21 protein-coding genes, 1 pseudogene and 1 riboswitch are annotated in these 22,727 nt (G+C 72.2%); of the genes and pseudogenes, 13 read left to right on the forward strand and 9 right to left on the reverse strand.

The window, feature by feature from the left end; all coding sequences use genetic code 11:
* The first annotated feature begins 210 nt into the window (after positions 1–210).
* Positions 211–1,062, forward strand: coding sequence for a trehalose-phosphatase (gene otsB, locus ACH4J0_RS34960; protein WP_396245124.1), 852 nt, complete (start codon positions 211–213; stop codon positions 1,060–1,062).
* On the opposite strand, the gene ACH4J0_RS34965 is transcribed toward otsB, so the two are convergent.
* Both ACH4J0_RS34965 and ACH4J0_RS34970 read right to left on the reverse strand, forming a co-directional pair.
* Entirely contained in the window at positions 1,049–2,542 is a 1,494-nt protein-coding gene (locus tag ACH4J0_RS34965) for a trehalose-6-phosphate synthase (protein ID WP_396245125.1), read from the reverse strand. The genes otsB and ACH4J0_RS34965 overlap by 14 nt on opposite strands.
* Positions 2,543–2,602: 60 nt before the next feature.
* A complete protein-coding gene (locus tag ACH4J0_RS34970) occupies positions 2,603–3,631 on the reverse strand; it encodes a glucosyl-3-phosphoglycerate synthase (RefSeq protein WP_396245126.1) in 1,029 nt (342 codons plus the stop codon).
* A gap of 143 nt (positions 3,632–3,774) precedes the next feature.
* Positions 3,775–3,910, forward strand: a riboswitch (SAM riboswitch).
* Positions 3,911–3,926: 16 nt separating this feature from the next.
* Between ACH4J0_RS34970 and thrC the strand changes: the two genes are divergently transcribed.
* The 5 genes from thrC to ACH4J0_RS34995 all read left to right on the forward strand — a co-directional run bounded on the left by thrC (position 3,927) and on the right by ACH4J0_RS34995 (position 8,729).
* Positions 3,927–5,234, forward strand: a complete 1,308-nt coding sequence (gene thrC, locus ACH4J0_RS34975) for a threonine synthase (protein WP_396245128.1) — start codon at positions 3,927–3,929, stop codon at positions 5,232–5,234.
* Positions 5,235–5,260: 26 nt separating this feature from the next.
* Complete coding sequence (locus tag ACH4J0_RS34980) at positions 5,261–5,539, forward strand: MoaD/ThiS family protein (RefSeq protein WP_396245129.1); 279 nt, start codon at positions 5,261–5,263, stop codon at positions 5,537–5,539.
* Positions 5,540–6,089: 550 nt separating this feature from the next.
* Entirely contained in the window at positions 6,090–6,293 is a 204-nt protein-coding gene (locus ACH4J0_RS34985) for a cold-shock protein (RefSeq protein WP_030289665.1), read from the forward strand.
* A gap of 343 nt (positions 6,294–6,636) precedes the next feature.
* On the forward strand, positions 6,637–8,259 hold the full coding sequence (gene groL / locus ACH4J0_RS34990; protein WP_270144962.1) for a chaperonin GroEL: 1,623 nt from the start codon (positions 6,637–6,639) through the stop codon (positions 8,257–8,259).
* Between the two features lie 113 nt (positions 8,260–8,372).
* A complete protein-coding gene (locus ACH4J0_RS34995) occupies positions 8,373–8,729 on the forward strand; it encodes a hypothetical protein (protein WP_396245131.1) in 357 nt (118 codons plus the stop codon).
* Here the strand turns inward: ACH4J0_RS34995 and ACH4J0_RS35000 are convergent.
* On the reverse strand, positions 8,726–9,355 hold the full coding sequence (locus ACH4J0_RS35000) for a hypothetical protein (RefSeq protein WP_396245134.1): 630 nt from the start codon (positions 9,353–9,355) through the stop codon (positions 8,726–8,728). The two genes, ACH4J0_RS34995 and ACH4J0_RS35000, sit on opposite strands and share 4 nt — an antisense overlap.
* Positions 9,356–9,431: 76 nt before the next feature.
* Between ACH4J0_RS35000 and ACH4J0_RS35005 the strand changes: the two genes are divergently transcribed.
* From ACH4J0_RS35005 to ACH4J0_RS35015, 3 genes are all read left to right on the forward strand, one after another.
* Positions 9,432–9,815: a PadR family transcriptional regulator gene (locus ACH4J0_RS35005; protein ID WP_396245135.1), complete on the forward strand. Its 384-nt coding sequence runs from the start codon at positions 9,432–9,434 to the stop codon at positions 9,813–9,815.
* Positions 9,812–10,771, forward strand: a complete 960-nt coding sequence (locus ACH4J0_RS35010; protein WP_396245137.1) for a hypothetical protein — start codon at positions 9,812–9,814, stop codon at positions 10,769–10,771. The genes ACH4J0_RS35005 and ACH4J0_RS35010 overlap by 4 nt, the downstream gene beginning before the upstream one ends.
* A gap of 77 nt (positions 10,772–10,848) precedes the next feature.
* Complete coding sequence (locus tag ACH4J0_RS35015; RefSeq protein ID WP_396245138.1) at positions 10,849–11,535, forward strand: copper homeostasis protein CutC; 687 nt, start codon at positions 10,849–10,851, stop codon at positions 11,533–11,535.
* A gap of 49 nt (positions 11,536–11,584) precedes the next feature.
* Here ACH4J0_RS35015 and ACH4J0_RS35020 read toward each other — a convergent pair whose 3' ends face one another.
* Positions 11,585–13,576: a HelD family protein gene (locus tag ACH4J0_RS35020; protein WP_396245193.1), complete on the reverse strand. Its 1,992-nt coding sequence runs from the start codon at positions 13,574–13,576 to the stop codon at positions 11,585–11,587.
* A 369-nt stretch (positions 13,577–13,945) separates the two neighbouring features.
* On the opposite strand from ACH4J0_RS35020, the gene ACH4J0_RS35025 reads away from it, so the two are divergent.
* The gene (locus tag ACH4J0_RS35025; protein WP_396245139.1) at positions 13,946–14,119 is read left to right on the forward strand and encodes a hypothetical protein; all 174 of its coding nucleotides are present in this window, start codon (positions 13,946–13,948) and stop codon (positions 14,117–14,119) included.
* Positions 14,120–14,125: 6 nt separating this feature from the next.
* Here the strand turns inward: ACH4J0_RS35025 and ACH4J0_RS35030 are convergent, their stop codons facing one another.
* Positions 14,126–15,757: a DNA repair helicase XPB gene (locus tag ACH4J0_RS35030; protein WP_396245141.1), complete on the reverse strand. Its 1,632-nt coding sequence runs from the start codon at positions 15,755–15,757 to the stop codon at positions 14,126–14,128.
* Positions 15,758–15,865: 108 nt separating this feature from the next.
* Between ACH4J0_RS35030 and ACH4J0_RS35035 the strand changes: the two genes are divergently transcribed.
* Positions 15,866–16,915 carry a recombinase family protein gene (locus tag ACH4J0_RS35035; RefSeq protein WP_396245195.1) on the forward strand — a complete coding sequence of 350 codons (1,050 nt, stop codon included), beginning with the start codon at positions 15,866–15,868 and terminating at the stop codon, positions 16,913–16,915.
* A 212-nt stretch (positions 16,916–17,127) separates the two neighbouring features.
* Here the strand turns inward: ACH4J0_RS35035 and ACH4J0_RS35040 are convergent, their stop codons facing one another.
* Positions 17,128–17,721 carry a hypothetical protein gene (locus ACH4J0_RS35040; RefSeq protein WP_396245143.1) on the reverse strand — a complete coding sequence of 198 codons (594 nt, stop codon included), beginning with the start codon at positions 17,719–17,721 and terminating at the stop codon, positions 17,128–17,130.
* A gap of 350 nt (positions 17,722–18,071) precedes the next feature.
* On the opposite strand from ACH4J0_RS35040, the gene ACH4J0_RS35045 reads away from it, so the two are divergent.
* A complete protein-coding gene (locus ACH4J0_RS35045; RefSeq protein WP_396245145.1) occupies positions 18,072–18,902 on the forward strand; it encodes an inositol monophosphatase family protein in 831 nt (276 codons plus the stop codon).
* A gap of 267 nt (positions 18,903–19,169) precedes the next feature.
* Here ACH4J0_RS35045 and ACH4J0_RS35050 read toward each other — a convergent pair.
* A pseudogene (locus tag ACH4J0_RS35050) lies at positions 19,170–19,310 on the reverse strand (IS256 family transposase); the annotation flags it as partial.
* Between the two features lie 13 nt (positions 19,311–19,323).
* Entirely contained in the window at positions 19,324–19,746 is a 423-nt protein-coding gene (locus ACH4J0_RS35055) for a hypothetical protein (protein WP_396245146.1), read from the reverse strand.
* A gap of 164 nt (positions 19,747–19,910) precedes the next feature.
* Between ACH4J0_RS35055 and ACH4J0_RS35060 the strand changes: the two genes are divergently transcribed.
* On the forward strand, positions 19,911–20,162 hold the full coding sequence (locus ACH4J0_RS35060; RefSeq protein WP_396245148.1) for a hypothetical protein: 252 nt from the start codon (positions 19,911–19,913) through the stop codon (positions 20,160–20,162).
* Positions 20,163–20,179: 17 nt separating this feature from the next.
* Here the strand turns inward: ACH4J0_RS35060 and ACH4J0_RS35065 are convergent, their stop codons facing one another.
* Positions 20,180–22,681, reverse strand: a complete 2,502-nt coding sequence (locus ACH4J0_RS35065; RefSeq protein WP_396245149.1) for a helicase-associated domain-containing protein — start codon at positions 22,679–22,681, stop codon at positions 20,180–20,182.
* Positions 22,682–22,727 lie beyond the last annotated feature (46 nt).

Raw genomic sequence — 22,727 nt, forward strand, 5'->3', positions numbered from 1 at the left:
TGCTCGCCGTTGGCAGTCTGAAAATCACCCTTTACGCCCCTCTCCGCGGCCACCCCCTCCACCGCCCCTCCCGCAGCGCGTCCCTCTCGCCTGGGTTGGGTGAGGGGGTGGGCGTGGGGTGAGGGGCGGGGGTGGGGTGGGGTGGGGGGTGTTGTGGGGTGGGGGGTGTTGTGGCCGTGCGGCCACGTGGGAGTGCGGGGGGATGGGGGTATGGGGGTTGGTATGGGTTCTGAGGAGATGTTCGAGCCGGCCACCGATGCCGGGCGGGATGGGTTGAGGGCGATTCTGGCGTGGCCGGGGGAGGCGGTCGTCGCTTTGGATTTCGACGGGACCTTGGCGCCGATCGTGGCGGATCCGGGTGCGGCGCGGGCGCATCCGGGGGTGGTGGGGGCGTTGCGGGGGCTGGCGCCGGTGGTGGGGGCCGTGGTGGTGGTGACGGGGCGGCCGGCGGGGGTGGCGGCGGAGTTCGGGGGGTTCTCGGAGGTGCCGAGGCTGGTGGTGCTGGGGCACTACGGGGCCGAGCGCTGGGAGGGGGGTGTGGTGACGGCGCCGGAGGTGCATCCGGGGGTGGCGGGGGTGCGGACGGCGTTGCCGGGGATGTTGGAGCGGGTGGGGGCCCCCGAGGGGACGTGGGTGGAGGACAAGGGGCGCTCCGTGGCGGTGCACACCCGTCGGACGGGGGCGCCGGAGGAGGCGTTGGAGTTGTTGCGGGCGCCGGTGGGGGAGTTGGCCGCCGAGTACGGGTTGGTGGTGGAACCCGGGCGGCTGGTGCTGGAGCTGCGGCCGCCGGGGGTGGACAAGGGGGCGGCGCTGACCGGGTTCCTGCGGGAGCGCGGGGCGCGGTCGGTGCTGTACGCCGGGGACGACCTGGGGGACGTGGCGGCGTTCGCGGCGGTGGAGGAGTTGCGCGGGCAGGGGCTGGCCGGGCTGCTGGTGTGCGCCGGGGCGGTGGGGGACGCGCCGGTGCGCGAGCTGGCCGACCGGGCGGATCTGGTGGTCGACGGGCCCGAGGGCGTGGTGGAGCTGTTGGGCGCCTTGGAGGAGGCGCTCAGAGGGCGTTGAGCTGGTCGAGGAACCACTGCTGAGGGGGGAGCGCGGTGGCCGCGGCGGCGAGGCGCTTGTTGCGGTCGGCGCGCTCCTCCGGACTCATACTGAGGCCGGCGTGCAGGGCGTCCGCGGTGGCGATGACGTCGTAGGGGTTGACGGTGAGGGCGTCGTCCCCCAGTTCGGCGTGGGCGCCGGCCTCCCGGGAGAGGACGAGGGCGCAGCCGTGGTCGGAGACGACGGGTACCTCCTTGGCGACCAGGTTCATGCCGTCCCGGATCGGGTTGACGAGTGCCACGTCGGCGAGGCGGTAGGCGGCCAGGGAGCGCGGGAAGTCGTCGTCGACGTGCAGGAGCAGGGGCTGCCAGGTGGGGGTGGCGAACTCGTCGTTGATCTCGGCGGCGAGGCGTCGGACCGCGGCGGTGTAGTCGCGGTACTCGGCGAGGTCGGTCCGGGAGGGGTAGGCGAAGGCGATGTGCACCACCCGGTCGTGCCACTCGGGGCGGGTGCGGAGCAGGTGCCGGTAGGCCTGGAGGCCGCGGACGATGTTCTTGCTCAGCTCGGTGCGGTCGACCCGGACGATCGTGCGGCGGTCGCCGACGGCGGTGCGGAGGGCGTCGAGGCGTTCGTCGACGTCGGGGCGGTGGGCGCGCTCGCGGAGGAAGTCGGCGTCGGCGCCCAGGGCGTGCACGCCCAGCCGGGTGGTGCGGCTCACGAGGGTCCCCCCGGCCGAAGGCTGGGGGAGGGTGACGGTGAGTTCCCGGTGGTCGACGGTCGCCCCGAGGAGGTCCTCGCAGCAGGTGGCGAAGGCGCGGGCCCAGCGTTCGGTGAGGAAGCCGGCCCGGTCGGCGCCGAGGATGCCGGTGAGGACGGCGCGGGCGACGTCGTCGGGGAGCAGCCGGTAGTACTCGGGCGGGGCCCAGGGGGTGTGGGAGAAGTGGCCGATCCGCAGGTCGGGGCGGGCCTCGCGGAGCAGGGCCGGGACGAGGGAGAGGTGGTAGTCCTGGACCAGGACGGCGGCGTTCGGGGCGGCTTCGGCGGCCAGGGCGTTCGCGAAGGCGGCGTTGTACGCCTGGTAGGCGGCCCATTCGGTGCGGAAGCGGACGTCGAAGGCGGGCGCGGTGGGGGTCGCGTAGAGCAGGTGGTGGACGAACCACAGGGTGGAGTTGGCGACGCCGTTGTAGGCGTGGGCGAAGGTCTGCGGGTCGATGTCCAGCATCCGTACGGCCTGGCGGCCGACCTCGTGCCCGGCGAGGTCGAGGCGGCCGTCGGGGGCTTCCCGCGCGGCCCGGCGGTCGGCGTCGCCGAGGGCGGCACAGACCCAGACGGCGTGGGGGTCGTCGATGGCGGAGAGGCCGGACACCAGCCCTCCGCCACCGCGGCGAAGGGTCAGCGTGCCGTCGTCGGTCGTGCTGAAGGACACCGGTCCCCGGTTGGAAGCCACCAGGACGGGGGCGGTGCCGGTCGCGCTCGAACGTTCGGTCGTGAGATCGCCCATGGTTGGTACGTTGCCGGGGGTCCGGGGCGGCAAACCCGTGGAGTCCGAAGACGGACCCCTTCAGTGGCGGGTGGCGTACTCGGGGACGGTGTGCATCGGGGGGCGCTCCAGGGCCGTGACGGGGTGGGTGTGGGCGGTGAAGGAGCGGGTTTCCGGGTCGCGGGTGAACTGGGTGAGGTGGGGGTGGACCAGGTCGGCGGAGGCCTTGAGGCGGTGGGTGCGGTCGAGGCGTTCGAGGGCGGTGCGGTAGATGGTGGCGGCCATCCGGCCGAGGGCCTGGCCGTCCTGGTGGCGGTGGTGCCGGACGCCGACGTCGACCTGGGCCAGGGCGTCCAGCCCGGCCAGTTCCAGCGCGTCGACCAGCAGGCCGAGTTCGACGCCGTAGCCGGTGGGGAAGGGCAGCCGTTCGAGCAGTGAACGGCGGGCCGCGTACTCGCCGCCGAGGGGCTGGACGAAACCGGCGAGTTCCGGCCAGTGGAGGTTGAGCAGGGGGCGGGCGACGAGTTCGGTGACCCGGCCGCCGCCGGTGGGGACGATCGCGTCGGTGTCCCCCGCGGCGGAGCCGCTGATCGTCACTTCGAGGGGGCGGTCGTACATGGCCTTGACCAGCTGGAGGTTCTCGTCGGTCAGCAGCGGGCCGACGATGCCGGTGACGAAGGCGGGGTCGAACTCGCGCAGGTCGGCGTCGACGAAGCAGACGATGTCGCCGTGGGTGACCAGCAGGGAGCGCCAGAGCACCTCGCCCTTGCCGGGCACGGCCGGCAGCCGGGGCAGGATCGCGTCGCGGTGCTCCACCCGGGCGCCGGCCTCGGCGGCGACGGCGGCGGTGGCGTCGGTGGAGCCCGAGTCGACCACGACGAGTTCGTCGACGAGGGGGATCCGCTCGATCAGTTCGCGGCGGATGGTGCGGACGATGTCGCCGACGGTGGCCTCCTCGTCGAGGGCCGGGAGGACGACGCTGACGGTGCGGCCGGTGCGCTGTTTGGCCTCCAGCAGGGTGTGCACCGGCCGGTCGGCCGCGCTCCACGAGCGGCGGCGGAGCCAGGACGCCGCCTGCGGGAGGAGCGCGGGGGTCGGTTCGGCGGGCACGGTGACTCTCCTCGGCGGGGTCGGTGGAACGGGCCATCTCGCTTGGCGGACGGCCCCTTTCGGGCTGGACGCCTTCGGATACAGTCTTCGTACAGCGGTCGGACCTGCGCACGCCGGGGTCGCCGCTGAACCATAACTTCACATGCTCATCCAGAGGGACTGAGGGAACGGCCCGTTGACGTCCCGGCAACCTTCTCGCTCGGCTGTCGTCGACAGGCCCCGGCGGGACAGGTGCCAATTCCGGCCCGTGGCGCGACCGCGCCACGGGGAAGATGAGGAGAGAGGCCTCGCCATCATGGCTATCGACACTGCCGCACCCTCCCCCGGCCTTCTGCCGGGGGGACCCTCGCCCGTCGACCTCGGCCCCGCCGCCGCGCTGTCCTGTCGGGAGTGCGGCACCCGCTTCCCGCTCGGCCCCAGCTTCGCCTGCCTGGAGTGCTTCGGGCCGCTGGAGATCGCCTACGACTTCGGCAGCGAGCGCGCCGAGGAGCTGCGCAAGCGGATCGAGTCCGGCCCCGCGTCCATCTGGCGCTACGCGCCGCTGCTGCCGGTGCCGGCCGACGTGGCCTCGAAGCCCAATCTGAACCCCGGCTGGACCCCGCTGGTGAAGGCGGACAACCTGGCGCGGGAGCTCGGGTTCACGGCGCAGCTGCACGTCAAGGACGACTCCGGCAACCCGACCCACTCGTTCAAGGACCGGGTGGTGGCCTGCGCGATCGAGGCGGCACGGGCGTTCGGGTACACCACGCTGTCCTGCTCCTCGACCGGCAACCTGGCCGGTGCGGTGGGCGCGGCGGCGGCCCGGGCCGGGTTCCGCTCCTGCGTCTTCATCCCGCACGACCTGGAGCAGGGCAAGGTCGTGATGGCCGGGGTGTACGGCGGCGAGCTGGTGGGCATCGAGGGCAACTACGACGACGTGAACCGCTTCTGCTCGGAGCTCATCGGGGACCCGGCCGGCGAGGGCTGGGGCTTCGTCAACGTCAACCTGCGGCCGTACTACGGCGAGGGCTCCAAGACGCTGGCGTACGAGATCTGCGAGCAGCTGGGCTGGCGGCTGCCGGAGCAGATCGTCATCCCGATCGCCTCGGGCTCGCAGCTGACGAAGATCGACAAGGGGCTGCAGGAGCTGATCAGGCTCGGTCTGGTGGAGGACCGGCCGTACCGGATCTTCGGCGCCCAGGCGGAGGGCTGCTCGCCGGTGTCGGCCGCGTTCAAGGCCGGCCGTGACGTGATCAGGCCGGTGAAGCCGGACACCATCGCCAAGTCGCTGGCGATCGGCAACCCGGCGGACGGCCCGTACGTGCTGGACATCGCCCGTCGGACGGGCGGCGCGGTCGAGGACGTCACGGACGCGGAGGTCGTGGCGGCGATCCGGCTGCTGGCCCGGACCGAGGGCATCTTCGCCGAGACCGCGGGCGGGGTGACCGTCGGCGTGCTGAAGAAGCTGGTCGAGACCGGGCAGCTGGATCCGGCCAAGGAGACCGTCGCGATCAACACCGGAGACGGCCTGAAGACGCTGGACGCCGTCTCCGAGGCCGGGATGACCACCGTCATCCGCCCGACGCTGGACTCCTTCCGCGCCGCCGGCCTCGCGTCCGCCTGAACCACTCCCACCCCGCTAGGAGAGCCATGAGCGCCAACGTCCGCATCCCCACCATCCTGCGCACCTACACCGGCGGCGCCGCCGAGGTGACCGCCGAGGGCGCCACCCTGGCCGAGGTCATCGCCGACCTGGAGAAGAACCACGCCGGCATCTCCGCCCGCGTCCTGGACGACACCGGCAAGCTGCGCCGCTTCGTCAACGTGTACGTGAACGACGACGACGTGCGGTTCGCCGACGGTCTGGCGACCGAGATCGGGGACGGCGCGAGCGTCTCGATCATTCCGGCGGTGGCCGGCGGCTGCTGAGCCGTTCCGGTCCGCTTCCCGGCCCGTTTCGCGGCCGCCCGCACGTACGGAATTCCACTCTCCGTACGTGCGGGCGGCCGTCTGCATTTCGGCGGGAATATTTCCCGGTCGAGTCGGAGTAGAGTGTGGCTCGGCTGGGAACAGGGCTTCCCCTTCCGGCCGCCGGGTGCTGCGCCCGAGATGTCCGGACGCTGGGACCGGCCCGGGAAACATGTCAGGCAGATGTCAGAATTCCTGCGGGCATTTGGGTAATTCGTCCGCTATGTCCGGCGCGGAATGCCGAGTTCCTTCCGATTTGCTCGGGCTTGTCTCTCGGCGTGCTATGGAATTCCCCACGGTTGACCCTGTTGCAGAGGGCGTCGATCCGGATACATTCAGCGGCGGTCGACGTAATCACCCGCTCACGGAAGCCGTCAGGCGTTCCCGTGCGGACGGTTGCGGCGCGTACGGCTGCGCCCAGGGGGGGTTCCCCGGGCCGGCCTCCAAACCAGACCCGGGCCCGCGACCTGCGGGACCGTGAAGGGCCAGCACAGCACTAGGGGAGTTCGGAATGGCTCAGGGCACCGTCAAGTGGTTCAACGCGGAGAAGGGCTACGGCTTCATCGCGGTCGACGGTGGTGCGGACGTCTTCGTCCACTACAGCGCGATCCAGATGGACGGCTACCGCACCCTCGAGGAGGGCCAGCGGGTCGAGTTCGAGATCTCCCAGGGACAGAAGGGCCCGCAGGCGGACATGGTCCGCGCGGCGGTCTGACCCCTTCCGAACAGGAGCTCGGCGCGGCCCACGGCTGGTGACCACTCGCTTCTCGACGGGCCCGTACGACACGCGTCGTACGGGCCCGTTCGCGTTCCCGTGCGGGTGCGGGCGGGGGTCGGTGCGGGCCCGGACGGCGGCTCGCGGGTTGGCGATTGGGCTTGCACTCGACCACCCGGAGTGCTAATCATTGGCGTTAGCACTCACAGTGTGAGAGTGACAGCGGACCGGGTCGGTGAGGCCCCCGGGAGCGGTAGGGGAATGGACCTCCGCGCACCAGGGCCGTCCGTCGCGGGCACCCCTTGGTCCGAGCAGTCGACCGTGTCCCGGAGGACCACTTCTGATGGCCAAGATCATCGCCTTTGATGAGGAAGCTCGCCGCGGCCTTGAGCGTGGCATGAACCAGCTCGCCGACGCAGTGAAGGTCACGCTCGGCCCCAAGGGTCGCAACGTCGTGCTGGAGAAGAAGTGGGGCGCCCCCACGATCACCAACGACGGTGTCTCCATCGCCAAGGAGATCGAGCTCGAGGACCCGTACGAGAAGATCGGCGCGGAGCTCGTCAAGGAGGTCGCCAAGAAGACGGACGACGTCGCGGGTGACGGCACCACCACCGCCACCGTGCTCGCCCAGGCCCTGGTTCGCGAGGGTCTGCGCAACGTCGCCGCCGGCGCCAACCCGATGGCCCTGAAGCGCGGCATCGAGAAGGCCGTCGCCGCCGTCTCGGACCAGCTGCTGGCCCAGGCCAAGGACGTGGAGACCAAGGAGCAGATCGCCTCCACCGCCTCCATCTCCGCCGCTGACACCCAGATCGGCGAGCTGATCGCCGAGGCCATGGACAAGGTCGGCAAGGAAGGCGTCATCACCGTCGAGGAGAGCAACACCTTCGGCCTGGAGCTCGAGCTCACCGAGGGCATGCGCTTCGACAAGGGCTACATCTCCGCCTACTTCGCCACCGACCTGGAGCGCATGGAGGCGACCTTCGAGGACCCGTACATCCTCATCGCCAACTCCAAGATCGGCTCGGTCAAGGACCTGCTCCCGCTGCTGGAGAAGGTCATGCAGAGCGGCAAGCCGCTCGTCATCATCGCCGAGGACGTCGAGGGCGAGGCCCTGTCGACCCTGGTCGTGAACAAGATCCGCGGCACCTTCAAGTCCGTCGCCGTCAAGGCCCCGGGCTTCGGCGACCGCCGCAAGGCCATGCTCGGCGACATCGCCATCCTCACCGGTGGCACCGTGATCTCCGAGGAGGTCGGCCTCAAGCTGGAGAACGCCGGCATCGACCTGCTGGGCACCGCCCGCAAGGTGGTCATCACCAAGGACGAGACCACCATCGTCGACGGTGGCGGCGACAGCGAGCAGGTCGCCGGTCGCGTGAACCAGATCCGCGCCGAGATCGAGAACAGCGACTCGGACTACGACCGCGAGAAGCTCCAGGAGCGCCTCGCCAAGCTGGCCGGCGGCGTGGCCGTCATCAAGGCCGGCGCGGCCACCGAGGTGGAGCTCAAGGAGCGCAAGCACCGCATCGAGGACGCCGTCCGCAACGCCAAGGCCGCCGTCGAGGAGGGCATCGTCGCCGGTGGTGGCGTCGCCCTGCTGCAGGCCGGTGTCGCGTTCGACAAGCTGGAGCTGGACGGCGACGAGGCCACCGGTGCCAACATCGTCAAGGTCGCGCTGGAGGCCCCGATCAAGCAGATCGCGACCAACGCCGGCCTGGAGGGTGGCGTCGTGGTGGAGAAGGTGCGCAACCTCCCCGCCGGTCACGGCCTGAACGCCGCCACCAACGAGTACGTCGACCTGGTCGCCGAGGGCATCATCGACCCGGCCAAGGTCACCCGTTCCGCGCTGCAGAACGCCGCCTCCATCGCGGCGCTGTTCCTCACCACCGAGGCCGTCATCGCCGACAAGCCGGAGAAGGCCGCCGCGGCCGCCGGCGGCGGCATGCCGGGCGGTGACATGGACTTCTGATCCTGATCGCTGCGATCGGGTCGGTTGACTCCTCGTCCGCGTGGGCGGTCCCCTTCGGGGGGCCGCCCACGCGGCGTTTCCGGGCTGCCGGTGTTTCGCGAGAGGATGGGCGGATGGCTTCCGACGACATCGAGACCGCCCTGCACAGCGCGCGGGCACTGATCCTGGCCGACCTCACCGCGCGGGACGTGGCGGACGCCGCCGTCGTCTCGCTGGTGGAGCAGGCCGTCACCCACCGCCGCTGGTGGCTGGAGCAGTGGCCGGACGGCACCGAGTACGTGCTCGGCCTGGTCGCCCAGGACGTCCAGGACGCGCTGCTGGAGGCGTACGGACGGTGGCCGCTGTGCACCGCCTGCGCGGCCGACGGGGACCCGCACGCGCTGGGCGTGGAGCCCGAGTTGGGGCCCCAGCCGCACTGGGTGTGCGGCAAGCGGGGCGTGGTGGTGGCACCCGTGGGCGAGCTCCGCTAGAGATTCTCGAGTTCGGCGGCCAGGTTGGTGCGGGCGGCCGCCGTGAAGCGCTCGTGGGCGGCGGGGGTGCGGTAGAGGGCCGGGAGCGCCAGCAGTTGGCGCAGGACGGTCGCCCGGCCCGCGCGGAAGTCCGGCTCCGGGACGAAGGCGTACTCCTCCCGGACCGCCGCCGCGTAGGCCGCGTACGCCTCGGGGGTGCCGCCGAGGACGGCGAGGTCCGCGTCGCAGAGCACCTCGCCGTCGAGGTCGCCGGGGGCCGGGTCGTGGGTGACGGTGAGCAGGACGAGCCGTTCGACCTCGGCGACCCGCTCGGCGGGCAGTCCGGCGGCGGTCAGCGCGCGGACGGCCAGGGCCGCGCTGCGCTCCTCGTTCTCGGTGCGGTCGGGCCGGTAGACGGCGTCGTGGAACCAGGCGGCGAGCCGGACGGCGTCCGGGTCTGCGGCGTGTCCGGCGAGGTCGTCGACGTGGCGCAGGACCGCGCGCAGGTGTTCGACGGTGTGGTAGCGCCGCTGGGGCTCCGACCAGCGGCGCAGCAGCTCGCGTCCGTACGGTTCGGGGTCGTCGGCGGCGCCGCAGCGGTGCAGCAGTGCGGTCCAGGCGGTGAGCAACTCGTCCTCGGTGGGCATGGGGCACATTGTGGCGGGCCGGCCGGACGTGGTCCGAGACTGGACCCATAGGTAGTTTGGCGATATATGTAGTCGTATGACAGAACGCTCCATGCAGGAGCCCACGCTGCTGCTGCTCACCGCCCTGGCCGACGCGCCGAGACACGGCTACGCGCTCATCCAGGAGATCGCCGCGATCTCGGACGGTCGGGTCAGGATGCGCACCGGCACCCTCTACGGCGCGCTCGACCGGCTGCTGGGCCAGGGTCTGATCGAGGTCGCCGCCGAGGAGGTGGTGGACGGCCGGGCCCGGCGCACCTACGCGCTGACCGACGCCGGGCGGGACGCGCTGTCCGCCGAGGCCGAGCGGCTGCGGGCGGTCGCCACCGAGGCCGAGCGCCGGCTGGCGAAGATCCGGTCGATGCTGCCGGGGAGGAGCGGGTCGCAGGGGCGGCCCGCGGCGGACGGAGGACTCTCATGACCACGCCGGTGATCGGTGCCCCGCCCTCGGCGGTTCTGCGGGCCGCGCTCCAGCTCTACCCGGCGCGGTACCGCCGGGAGCGAGGGGAGGAACTGGCCGAGGTGTTCGCCGACACCACCGCGGCGGGCGGCCGGCTGGCGGTCGCCCGGGAGGTGCTCGGCCTGGCGGTGTACGGGCTGCGGGTGCGGCTCGGGCTGACCGGCGCCTCGGCGGCCGGCCGGCTGCTCGCGCTGCTGGCGCCGATGGTCGCCGGTGCGGCGGTCGGGGCCACGATGGTGCCCTGGCTGACCACCCTGGAGCGGACCACCAGGTGGCTCGCCTGGGACGACTCGCTCCAGAACCACGTCCGGGCGTTCGCCCCGCCGGTGGCCGCGCTGCTGCTCGGGGTGGCGGCGCTGCTGGGGCGGTGGACGGCGGTGCGGGCCACCGCGCTGGTCCTGGGCGCCGCCGGGCTGTACGAGCTGGGCGGGGCCGTCTGGCAGCCGTACGCGTTCGACGTCTGGTGGGCCGGCTACATCGGGATGGCCACGCTGCCGTTCGTGGTGTCCGCGCTGCTGCTGGTCGCGGCGCCGACCGACCTGCTGCCCCGGCCGAACCGGCGGACGGCTGCCGTGGTGCTGACCTCGGTGGCCGCGGGCGGACTGCTGGAGGCGGCCCAGAACTGGGACGACACGAGCTTCCCGCTGGACCTGCCGTGGTTCGTGGTGATGCTGATCGTGCCGCTGCTGCTGACCGTCGCCGGGCTGCGCGGGCGGACGGGGCCGATGGCGGTGGGGCTGGCGGTGCTGGTGCTGACCGGGCCGGGCTGCCTGTTCAACATCTGGCGGGAGGCCCGCGGGATCTCGCACCTGCTGCCGGTGGCGGTGCCGGCGGTGGCCCTGCTGGTGCTGGTGGCGGTGGCGGAGCGCCGGTTCGGCCGCCGGGAAGCCCTCGGCGTGGTGCCGGGACGGGCGTGACGTGGACCCCGGCCGGGGTGACCGGAACGGGGGGTGCGGTCTCGCCGGGGGCGGTCGGATGTGGCAGGGTGTCTCATATGTCTAGACCAATTTTGGAAGTCATCGCGCTGACGCCCCAGGACGCCCGGGCTGCCGAGTCGGGCGGCGCCGACCGGCTCGAACTGGTCACCGACATGGCCGCCGACGGGCTCGCCCCGTCCGTCGAGGACTTCGCCCGCATCCGCGCTGCCGTCGGCATCCCGCTGCGCGTCATGCTCCGGATCCGGGACGGCTTCACCCCCGGCGACGTGGACGAGCTGCGCGCCCGGGCCGCCGCGCTGCGGGCCGAGGGGGCCGAGGAGTTCGTGCTCGGCTTCCTCGACGCCGGGGGCGCCGTCGACCTGGCCGCCACCACGGCCGTGGCCGAGGCGATCGCCGGCTGCCCCTGGACCTTCCACCGGGCGGTCGACCACAGCGCCGACCGGGCCGCCCTGCGCGCCGCCGTCGGCGCGCTGCCCGGGCTGGACACCTTCCTCACCTCCGGCGCGGCCGCCGGGGTGGACGCCGGGCGCGAGGTGCTGGCCGCCGAGCTGGCCCGTACGGGCGAGCCCGGGTACACCCAGCGGATCCTGATCGGCGGCGGCCTGCGGGCCGAGCACCTCGAGGAGCTGCGGGCGGAGGGCTTCGACGCCTTCCACGTCGGCGGCGCGGTGCGGGTCGACGGCTGGCGGACGCCGGTCGACGCGGCCAGGGTCGCCGAGTGGCGGGCGCTGATCGACGCCTGAGACCAGGGGAAAGGGGCCGGCTCCCGGAGTGGGGCCGGCCCCTCTCCGGCTACCGGAGCTGCTCGGGCAGCGGCTCGCCGTGCAGCACCGTCAGGCCGGAGACCGCGCGGGTGAGCGCCACGTACAGCCGGCGCAGGCCGGTCCGCTCGTCCGGCTCGCCGGCGATCACCGCGGCCGGCTCGTCCAGCACCACGTAGTCGTACTCCAGACCCTTGGCCAGCGAGGCCGGGACGAGGGTCAGCCGGGCCTCGGCGCTGGTCTCGGTGCCGGGGGAGAGGTGCGGCAGGCCGGCCGCGGTGAGCAGCTCGGCGAGCTGCGGGATCCGGGCGTCGGCGGCGATCAGGCCGGTCGAGCCCTCGTGCCCGAGCGCCTCCCGGCAGGCCTCCAGGACGTCGTCCTCCCACGCGGTGACCGGACGGACCACCAGCGAGCCCGGGGCGTCGCGGACGGAGGTCGCCGGGGCCAGGCCCGGCGCGATCGCGGGCAGCAGCCGGGAGGCGTACGCGATGACCTCCTCGGGCACCCGGAAGCCCTTGGTCAGCTCCTCCACGTGCGCGTCCGGCTTGCCCAGGTGGTGCAGGGCGTCGGGCCAACTCGCCGTCGCCCAGGGGGTGGTGCCCTGGGCGAGGTCGCCGAGGACGGTCGCGGAGCCGGTGGTGCAGCGGCGGCCGACGGCGCGGTACTGCATCGGTGAGAGGTCCTGGGCCTCGTCCAGCACCACGTGCCCGAGCGAGGGCGTGCGCTGCACCACGTCCGTCACCTCGTCCACCAGGACGGCGTCGGCCGGCGTCCAGCGGGCGGTCTTCACCGAGCGGCCGGGCTTGGGCCACAGCACCGCCTGCTGTTCCTCGGCGGTCAGCACGCCCTCGGCGCACCGGGCCAGGAACTCCGGCTCGGAGAGCAGCCGCAGCACCAGCTTGGCCGGGTCGACGGCCGGCCAGCACTCCTTGACCACGGCCTTGACCGCGCTGTTGCGGGCCACCGCGTCCTGCACCCGGTCGTCCGGGGCCTCGCCGCCCTGCTCCATCTTCAGCAGCACGGCGTGCGCGATGCGCTGCGGCAGGGCGTCCCGGGCGGCGCCGTAGCGGATCTCGCGGTCCTTCAACTCCTCGATGATCCCGACCAGTTCGTGGACCGGGACGCGCCAGCGGCGGGAGCCGCGGACCACCACGCAGGGTTCGGTGGGCAGGGTGATGCCGGCCCGCACCGCGCGGCGCAGCACCTCGGCCATCCGGGCGTCGCCCTTCAGCCGGGCCGCCTCCGGGGTGTCCTCGCCCCTCACCTCGACGTGGGCCACCAGCTGCTGCACGGTGGCCTGGGCGACCTCCAGCTCGCCGAGGGCGGGCAGCACCTGCTCGATGTACGAGAGGAAGGCGTTGTTCGGCCCGATCACCAGGGTGCCGGTCCGGGCCAGGCGCTCGCGGTGCGCGTACAGCAGGTAGGCGACGCGGTGCAGGCCGACTGCGGTCTTCCCGGTGCCGGGTGCCCCCTGGACGCAGATGGTGCCCGCGATGTCGGAGCGGACGATCTCGTCCTGCTCGGGCTGGATGGTGGCGACGATGTCGCGCATCGGGCCGACGCGGGGCTTCTCGATCTCGGCGGCGAGCAGGGCGGAGGTGGTGGCGCCCCCGGCGGAGCCGGTGAAGGTCTCCGCGGCCGGGTCGGTGAGGTGCTCGTCCTCGTAGGCGGTGAGCTCGCCGCCGGTGTAGCCGAAGCGGCGGCGGCGTTCGACGTCCATCGGCTCGGCGCGGCTGGCCCGGTAGAACGGCTGGGAGACCGGCGCGCGCCAGTCGATCACCATCGGGTCGCCGTCGGCGTCGTGGACGTGGCGGCGGCCGATGTAGAAGCTCTCCCCGCCGCTGCCCTCCGACAGCTCCTCGCTGATCGCGTGCAGGTAGTCGAGGCGGCCGAAGAACAGCGGGGTGTCGGAGAGGTCGGCCAGGGCGGCGATCCTGGCTTCGATCTGGTTCTGGAGGATGACGGCGGTGACCCAGGTACCGGTCACGTCGCGGATGTCGAGCGACTCGACGTCCTCGCGCATCGCCCGCAGCGCGGACCGGGAGGCGGTCAGGTGGTCGCGTTCGCGCTGGAGGGGGTCGGTGGTGGGGGTGGCGGGCACAGCGAACCTTCCCGGCTGCCCCGGTGGCGGGCGCAGCGGATCGATGGAGCTCACGGTGGTGTACGGGCCGGCCGGTTGCCGTGCGGTCGGCGCCTCCCCCGGCTGCCTGCGGGACACCGCCAGGTACCACGGTTCGGGAGGGGGCAGGCGGACGATCTTAGACCCGTCCGTCTCGGGGTTCCAGCCCGGGAGGTCCCGGGGCTCCCGTACACCGGGAGGAGGACGGCCCGCTCGCCGGATGCGGCCTTTGGAGTGATGCCGTCGGCCGGTCGGGTGCCTACCGTTGAAGACATGAGCAGTCGAAACGAATCCCGCACCGCTCCGGCCGGCGCGACTGCCGTCCAGGGCCGCCACCACAACCTGCTGAGGACTGCCGTCCGCAACGTCGGCATCGCCCTGGACACCACCGTGCGCGTGATCTTCCTCGGGCGCGACGGTGTCCAGGTGCTGAGATCCCGGCCCTGAACAGCGCTACAGCACGTCGTCCGCGTCGATGATGCGGTACGCGTAGCCCTGCTCGGCCAGGAAGCGCTGCCGGTGGGCGGCGAAGTCCTGGTCCACGGTGTCCCGGGCGACCACCGAGTAGAAGTGCGCCGCGTGCCCGTCCGCCTTGGGGCGCAGGACGCGGCCGAGGCGCTGGGCCTCCTCCTGGCGGGAGCCGAAGGTCCCGGAGACCTGGATGGCCACCGTCGCCTCGGGCAGGTCGATCGAGAAGTTCGCGACCTTGGAGACCACCAGGACGCTGATCTCCTTGTTCCGGAACGCGTCGAAGAGCTTCTCGCGCTGGGGGTTGCTGGTCTCGCCCTTGATCACCGGGGCGTCCAGGGCCTCGCCGAGTTCGTCCAGCTGGTCGATGTACTGGCCGATGATCAGCGTCTGGTCCTTCTCGTGCTTCCTGACCAGCGCCTCCACCACCCGCCGCTTGGTCGCCGTGGTCGCGCAGAAGCGGTAGCGCTCCTCCGGCTCGGCGGTGGCGTAGGCGAGCCGCTCGGAGTCGGTCAGGGTGACCCGCACCTCGCAGCAGTCGGCGGGCGCGATGTAGCCCTGCGCCTCGATCTCCTTCCACGGGGCGTCGAAGCGCTTCGGGCCGATCAGGCTGAACACGTCGCCCTCGCGGCCGTCCTCGCGCACCAGCGTGGCGGTCAGGCCGAGCCGGCGCCGGGCCTGGAGGTCGGCGGTGAACTTGAACACCGGCGCGGGCAGCAGGTGCACCTCGTCGTATACCACCAGGCCCCAGTTGCGGGCGTCGAACAGCTCCAGGTGCGCGTACACGCCCTTCCGCTTGGTGGTCATCACCTGGTAGGTGGCGATGGTGACCGGGCGGATCTCCTTCTTCGTCCCGCTGTACTCGCCGATCTCGTCCTCGGTCAGCGAGGTGCGCTTGACCAGCTCGTGCTTCCACTGGCGGGCCGAGACGGTGTTGGTGACCAGGATCAGCGTGGTCGACTTGGCGTGGGCCATCGCCGCCGCGCCGACCAGCGTCTTGCCGGCGCCGCAGGGCAGCACGACCACGCCCGAGCCGCCGTGCCAGAAGCCCTCGACCGCCTGCGCCTGGTACGGGCGCAGCTGCCAGCCGTCCTCGTCGAGGTCGATCGGGTGCGCCTCGCCGTCCACGTACCCGGCGAAGTCCTCGGCGGGCCAGCCGAGCTTGAGCAGCACCTGCTTGATCTGCCCGCGCTCGGAGGGGTGCACCACCACGGTGTCCGGGTCCACCCGGGCGCCGACCAGCGGGACGATCTTCTTGGAGCGCAGCACCTCCTCCAGCACCGGGCGGTCGGTGGTGGACAGCACCAGCCCGTGGGTGGGGTGCCTGAGCAGCTGGAGCCGCCCGTACCGGCCCATGGTGTCCGCCACGTCCACCAGCAGCGCGTGCGGCACCGGGTAGCGCGAGTACGTCACCAGGGCGTCCACCACCTGCTCGGCGTCGTGCCCGGCGGCCCGGGCGTTCCACAGCCCGAGCGGCGTCACCCGGTACGTGTGCACGTGCTCGGGGGCCCGCTCCAGCTCGGCGAACGGCGCGATGGCGCGGCGGCAGTCGGCGGCCTTGGGGTGGTCGATCTCCAGGAGAAGAGTTTTGTCGCTCTGGACGATCAAGCAGGACACGCATACCTCCGTGGATAGGATCGCCACGTGGCAGAGACCACGACTGCCACCGTTCGGGCCATGCCCCGGGCCCGTCGCCGGAAGGGCGTTCCGGCAAGCGCGCCTGGAATGCGCGCAGCTATCTATGTTCGCCTATCGCGCGAGACAGAGGAAACTACTTCCCCGGAACGCCAGCGGGTGGCCTGCGAGCAGCTGTGCGCGGCACGCGGCTGGACCGTGGTCGCCGTCGAGGAGGACATCGATGTCTCCGGCTTCTCGCGCGGCCTGGAACGGCCTGGGCTCCAGAAGATCCTGGAGCGGCTCGACGAGTTCGACGTGATCGTGTTCTTCAAGATCGACCGGCTTGCCCGGTCCACGGTGGACTTCGCCGAGATCATGAACATCACCGAGGCGCAGAGCGTTGCCCTGGCGTCGGCGACGGAACCGCTCGACCTCACGTCGTCCATGGGGCGGGCCATGACGAAGGTGATCGCCGTCTTCGCCGAGCTGGAGTCGGACACCATCGGCATGCGGGTCGCCGGCGCCCACGAGCACCTGCGGCGGGAAGGCCGCTACACCGGGGGACGCGTCCCCTACGGCTACGAGGTGGCCCCGAACCCGGACGGCGCGGGGAAGGTACTGGTGGTCAACCAGGAGGAGGCCAAGACCATTCACACGATCGTGAAGCGGGTGTTGGCCAAGGACTCGTTGATCCAGATCGCCATCGACCTCACCGAGGCCGACATCCCGTCGCCAGGGCACACGTCGCGGCAGACCACCGGCAAGCGCAGCAACTCGAAGAAGTGGTATACGACTTCACTGCGGAGTCTGCTGAGCAACCCGCAGTTGCTCGGGCAGGTCATCGAGGACGGCAAGCCGATCCTCCGGACCGATGGGCTGCCGCTGGTGAACCGGCCGCCGATCCTGGACATGGACACCTGGCAGGCGCTCCAGGACGAATTGGGCCGCCGCTCGAACAACCCGGGCGAGCGCAGGCGGGAAGCGACATCGCTGCTGCGCGGGGTGGCGCACTGCGCGCTGTGCGGGTTCCGGTCGGCAAGACGCATGAGGAGGTCTGGCGGGGCGCCGACGTGGCCGGGAAGCGGGATCTGTTGCTCAGCACTGGCGCGTACGTCGAGGTGGCCCCCGCGGCGAAGGCCGGCAAGGTCCTTGACCTGAAGCGTCTTGCCCTCCACTTCGGTGAGGAGGGGATGATGCGGCGCTCCGTAGCCGGGAAGGTCATGGCAGCCGAGAAAGCTGTAGGCCAAGGCGATGATCTGTCGGAACCCGAGACGGTGACGGACTGAGGAACGTTAAGCGGCCTGCCTTCGGAGAAGGCCGAAGGCAGGCCGCCGTGTGTGTAGTTGAACTGCTACTGAGGTGTTCGCCGCTCAGTCACCGCTATGGGTAGCTGCTGCGCCTCGGCCTCGCTCCGAGGCGAGCTGATCGGCCAGCAACCTATCTGACTGGAGAAGTGCATCTAGTATCTGGCGCGAGGTTTGCTCAAAGGGCTCTTCCGCCTCGACGCCGAGATCGTGTCGAAGAGTGACGCGAAGTAGGTACACGCCGTCGGACAGCGGGCCGTTGAACCATGCCTTGCCGCGTTCGCACGCTGCGTTGCGGTCGGGGCTGTTCGGCAGTTGCTTGACGACTGAATAGCCGAGGCCGAGAGACCGGTTGAGGTCTGAGACGATGTTCAACACCTTTTTCGGCAGCATCATTTGGGCTTGGGCATACTGATCGGCCCACGCCTCCTTCGCCGCGTCGAGAGTCTGAGCGTCAGTGTCCTCGCCGCGTTCGGCAGCGTAAACAGCATCCCTGGCCGCTGCCCGATAAGCGCGGGCTGCGGCGTTGAGCCGCGCATACTGGTCGCGCTTCGCCTCCAGGGCGCGCTCATTACGTTCCTGTTCGCGTTCACGCTCGGTGCGTTGACTCGTGCTCGGCGATCTCCGCGCGGCGGGCGCGTTGACTGAGGACGGCTCCACCCAGGGTCCCACTCAACGTTCCACCGACGCCGATGACCGCCACAGCAAGCGTAGTGATGTCCACTAAGTCCCCCTGCGGTCCGACTGGTTCACCTGTCAATGGCGACTGGTCGCGACCAATTATGGCCGTCACCAGGCCCTCGGCTCAGTGTCAACCAGAAGCTTCAGGACCTACGGTCAGTGGTTCTGCTCGCCACCTCCCCGGTGCCCTCACCTCGCGGACCGTTGCCGGAGTTCGGGAGCAGGCCGATGAGCCCTCACGCAAACGCGCCGGCCACGTTGTCGGTGCCTTGATCTACCCTGGCCCGGACCATGCGACGAAGGGCCACTCACGATGGATGGACGGACGGATGCTCGACGAACGTTCTGTCGGCAGTCTTGCGGGCACGGTGGAGGAGATCATCCGGCACGCGGCTGCTGCGGAGATCATGCCGCGGTTCCGGAAACTCGCCGCCGACCAGGTGGCCGAGAAGAGGGGACCGCATGACCTGGTGACCATCGCGGACCGGCGTGCGGAGGAGTACCTTTCCGCTGCCCTGACCGAAACCCTCCCGGGCTCGGTGGTGGTCGGGGAGGAAGCAGTCCATGCGGATCCCGGTATGTACGACGCGCTCCGCGGTGACGTCGCGGTATGGATCATCGATCCGATCGACGGTACCCGGCCGTTCGTCCAAGGTGAGGCCGGGTTCTGCACCCTGGTAGCCCTCGCCCACCGCGGTGAAGTGCTGGCGTCGTGGACGTACGCGCCGGCCCTCGGCGAGATGGCCACAGCGATCCGAGGCCGCGGCGCACGGCTCAACGGCACTTCGCTGCGATCCGGTTCCCCAACGCCCGGGACAGCTCTGGAAGTCGCCACCTCGCATCCCGACTACACGACGCCCGAGCAGAAACGCTCCCTGCTCAGGCTGGAGATCGACGGGATGGACGTACGGCCGTGCGCAGGCTCCGCAGGGCTCGAGTACGTGGCGATCGCCCGCGGTGACCTCGATGCCACCGCCTTCTGCTGGGAGAACGCCTGGGACCATGCGGCCGGCCTGCTCCTCGTCACCGAGGCGGGCGGCGCCCAGACCACCGTCTCGGGCCGACCGTTCCGGATCGAGGGCGGCAACGACCTGCCTCTCGCGGCCGCCCGCGACGCCGACACCGCCGCCCGCGTGCGAGAGCTGCTCGCCGGAGTGTGAGACGGCCCGGACACCGAGCGGGACCGTGTTCTCGCCGTGCAGCAGCGCGGCGAGTCGAGGATCCGCGATCGTCAGCCGCCCACGGCCGGCTGACGCACTCCGGCACCATCCCCGCAGATCGCCCGCGATCGTCGTCCTGAGCACCGCCGCGCCGTCTCGCGTCCCGTTGCCGCTTACCGATGCACGCGGCACGGGACGTGAGCGGTCGTGTCACGCTCGGACGCCAACGGGGCGCGGGGCCGGCGGCTGCTGGTCGGCTACCGGTCGCCGCTTGCGTTCGCCCGTCTCGGCGTCGGTGCGGCGGTCGTTCACCCGCGGCGCCCTGACCTCGACCGGCCCGGCCGCAGTGACCACGGTCCGGGGCCGGTGGCGGCCGTTGCGGACCACCAGGCGCCGTCCGTGCTCGTCGGCCATCACAGGATCATTCGGGAAGGTACGCCCTCCGCGTCCCTCCTCGCACCGATCCACAAGTCCTGAGCATTGCTCCCCGCGCTGTGAACCGGACCAGTTGCAGCGAGAGTTTGCAGAGCGATCGCCCGCCGGTTTGGGCAAGCTCGTTCTGTACGTCCATGACCGTTTCGGCAAGGTCCCAGGACGCCGACTGGAAGCGGAATGCGCCGAGCTGGTAGGCGTGAGCGAGCCGGAAGCGGACAGAGATGGCAGGTACCAGGCTGCGCGTCACGGCGTGCTGGACAAGAGCACAGGTCACAGCCTCCGGTCCGTCCAGGACAACCAGAACATCGGTGGTCCGTGTTGCCACAGTGATATGGCCGCCCGTAGTCGCCAGCGGCCCAGTCGTTTTGCCGCCAAGCAGCGTGGTGACGATGAGCGGTCCGTCGTTCACGCGGGGGAGCCCTCCACTGGCTGACAGGCTGGGTTGACCGGCGGGGTTGACCGGCTGGATTGGCAGTCCGGATCGGCGCAGACCCTCCAGTGCCGCTCATCCCGGGCGTTGCGCGGGAGGCCGCTCGGAGTGACCACGGTCCGTGCTCGCTCGTTGAGCTGGTCATGAAGAGCTCCAAGCGTGTTCTCACCGCCCTCGCCCTGATGGGCACCGCCTTCGCCGCCACGGCCTCCTCGGCCGGTTCCGCCCACGCCCTCGCGGGCATCGGGGAGGGGCCGGGCGGTCTGCTGGCGGCGCCCGGATTCCTGATCGCCGAGCAGGTGGGCGGCACCTCGCTGCCGGTCGGGCAGGCACAGATGGGCAGCCTGGCGGACCAGGCGGTCAAGGACAAGATGAAGGAGGCCAAGGGGCACTGACGCCCGGTCACCCACTGTTACTCGTCGAGCTCCGCGACGCCGGTGATGCGGTGGAGGGCGAAGGTGCGGAGTTCGTCGGCGTGGTGGTCGAAGGCGGTGACGAAGCCGCCTTCGACCTTGACCGGGTCGATGATGCGCTGGCTGGCGATGCCCTCGGCGTTGAGGTAGCCGATCCACATCCGTTCGCCGAGGAGGACGGCCGTCTGGAGGGCGGCGAGGGTCTCGGCGGCGGCGGTGCGGGGGAGCTGGCGCGGGTCCGGGGTGGGCTCGCGGCGGGTGGCGGTGGCGGCGCGGTCGCCGGCCCGGATGGCCTTGATGGCGGCGGCGAGGAGGGTGTCGTCGGGAGTGGGCGGCCCGTCGGGGACGGGCGTGGGGGCGGTGCGGGGCGGGGTGCGGTGGCTGTCCGGCCGGGTGATCAGCACGTCGCCCTCGGCGGATTCGGCGGCCGGGGCGTAGCCCATGGTGCGCAGGGCGGCGAGCAGGACGTCCGGGGCGGCCTGGGAGGCCAGGACGGTGGGGGCGAGCAGTCGCAGCCGCAGGTCGGCGGCGCGGCGGTCGGCGAGCACCTCGTTCAGCAGCGCGGGGTCGTCGCAGCGCAGGTAGGAGGAGGCGGCGCCGACCCGCAGGATGCCGTGCCGGCGGGCGACGTCGTCGATCAGGTAGGCGAGCGGCTGGGGGACGGGCGTGCGGCTGTGCTGGGCGAGGAAGGTCTGCAGGTCGGCGGCGGTGCGCCCGGCGTCCAGGGCGCGGCGGACGGAGTTCGGGGTGAACCGGTAGACGGTGGCGCCACCCTTGGACTCGATGTCGGCGCAGAGCGCGAGCGCCTGGGCGAGCGGGGTGAGCAGCGGGCCGGGGGCGATCGCGGTGAGGTCCGGCTGGAGGATCACGTGGTCCAGCGGCTGCGGCAGCAGCGGGGCGAGCACCTCGGCCGGGTCGGACTCGGCGGTGAGCAGGGCGCGGGCGGGGGCGGCGAGGGCGCCGCGGCCGGTGATGCCGAGGAGTTCGGCCTCGGCGAGGGTCCAGGTGGCGAGGTCGTCGCGCAGTTCGCGGCCGTCCGGGCCGGTCGGGCCGCCGCGCAGCGGGCGCTGCCAGCGCAGGGTGGGCAGCAGTTCCTCGGCGGTGGCCGGGGTGCCGGGCGGGAGTTCGGCGAGCAGTGCGAGGGCGGCGCGGCGCACCGACGGGGCGAGGGTGCGGTCGAGTTCGGGGCCGAGGGCGGCGCGCGGCTTGCCCTTGCCGTCCGGGGTGCCGGCGAGAGCGGGCACGCGGGTGGCGGCGAGCCAGGCGGAGGCCAGGACGGACCAGCGCTCCGCGGTGTCCAGTTGCAGCCAGCTGTCGTACCCGGGGGTCGGGGCCCAGCACTCGTCGGCCTCGCCGTCGGGGGCCAGCAGGCCCGCGGTGTAGGCGAGTTCGAGCCAGAAGGCGGCCTGCTGCTCGGTGGTCTCCAGGGTCTGGGCGGCGCGCTTGAGGTCCCGTACGCCGAGGCCGCCGGCCCGCAGGGTGGGCGGCGGTGTGAGGCTCCAGGCCTCCAGCAGTTCTTCGACGGTCCTGACGGCGGTGTGCGCCTGCCCGGCCGCGGCGTTGTCCACAGCCTGTGGATCGCGCGGTGGAGCGGCGGGTGCGGGCTCGGGCTGGAGCGGTTCGACGGTGCGGTGGGTACGGCCGCCGCGCAGGTGGAGGGCCAGTTCGCGTGGCAGCACGACGCTGCCCGGGCTGGTCGGCAGCAGCAGGCCGCGGGCGAGCAGCCATTCGACCGGGCTCTGGGCGTCCTCGGCGGTGACCGGGCGGGTGGCGTCCGGGACGGTGCCGGTGGGCGGGCCCCAGACCAGCCGCTCCAGCAGGCGCAGCGCGGCCTCCGGGGCGGTGTCGAGCAGGGCGGCACAGCGGGCGCGGTCGGTGAGCAGGGCGGTCAGGGCGGCGACGGCGGTGACCGGGTCCGGGGTGGCGGGCTGTCCGGCGGAGGCGAGCAGTTGTTGCAGCCGGGCCGGGGACATGCCGGTGGTGGCCTCGGCGAGGGTGGGGCCGAGGCCGGTGCGGCCGGGGTTGGCGGCGGTCGGGGCGAGCGCCTCGCGGACGGCGAGCACCAGTCGCAGTCTGTTGTCCGGGCCCCAGAGCAGTGCCCGGTCGCGCAGGGTGGCGATGGCGCGGGGGAGGGCGGCGGCGACGGCGGACCGGTCGGCCGGGGTGAGCGGGGTGGCGCCGGGGTGCGGCTTGACCTTGGAGGGGCCGGTCAGCAGGGTCCGTACGGTGGCCAGGCCGGTGCCGTCCGGGGTGGTCGCCAGCGCCTCGGCGACCTGGAGCGTGAACCGGTCGAGTCGTTCCAGGGCGCGCAGCGCGGAGGCGCGCGAGGAGAGCCGGGCGGACAGCTGGGTGAGGTCGCCGGGGACGGGGTTCAGCAGGTCGGGGCGGGACCGGAGCAGGGCGGCGATCGCGTCGTCGGGGCGGGCGCGCAGCTCCTCGGCGAGGGTGCGGGGGCCGGCGGGCGTCCTGCCTTGGCGTTGGGGGCCCTGCTGTGTGGTCATTCGACCTAGGTTAGTCGGGAGCGCGGACGACGGGGTGCGCTCGTGC

Source organism: Kitasatospora sp. NPDC017646 (assembly GCF_044329365.1).
Taxonomy (GTDB): Bacteria; Actinomycetota; Actinomycetes; order Streptomycetales; family Streptomycetaceae; genus Kitasatospora.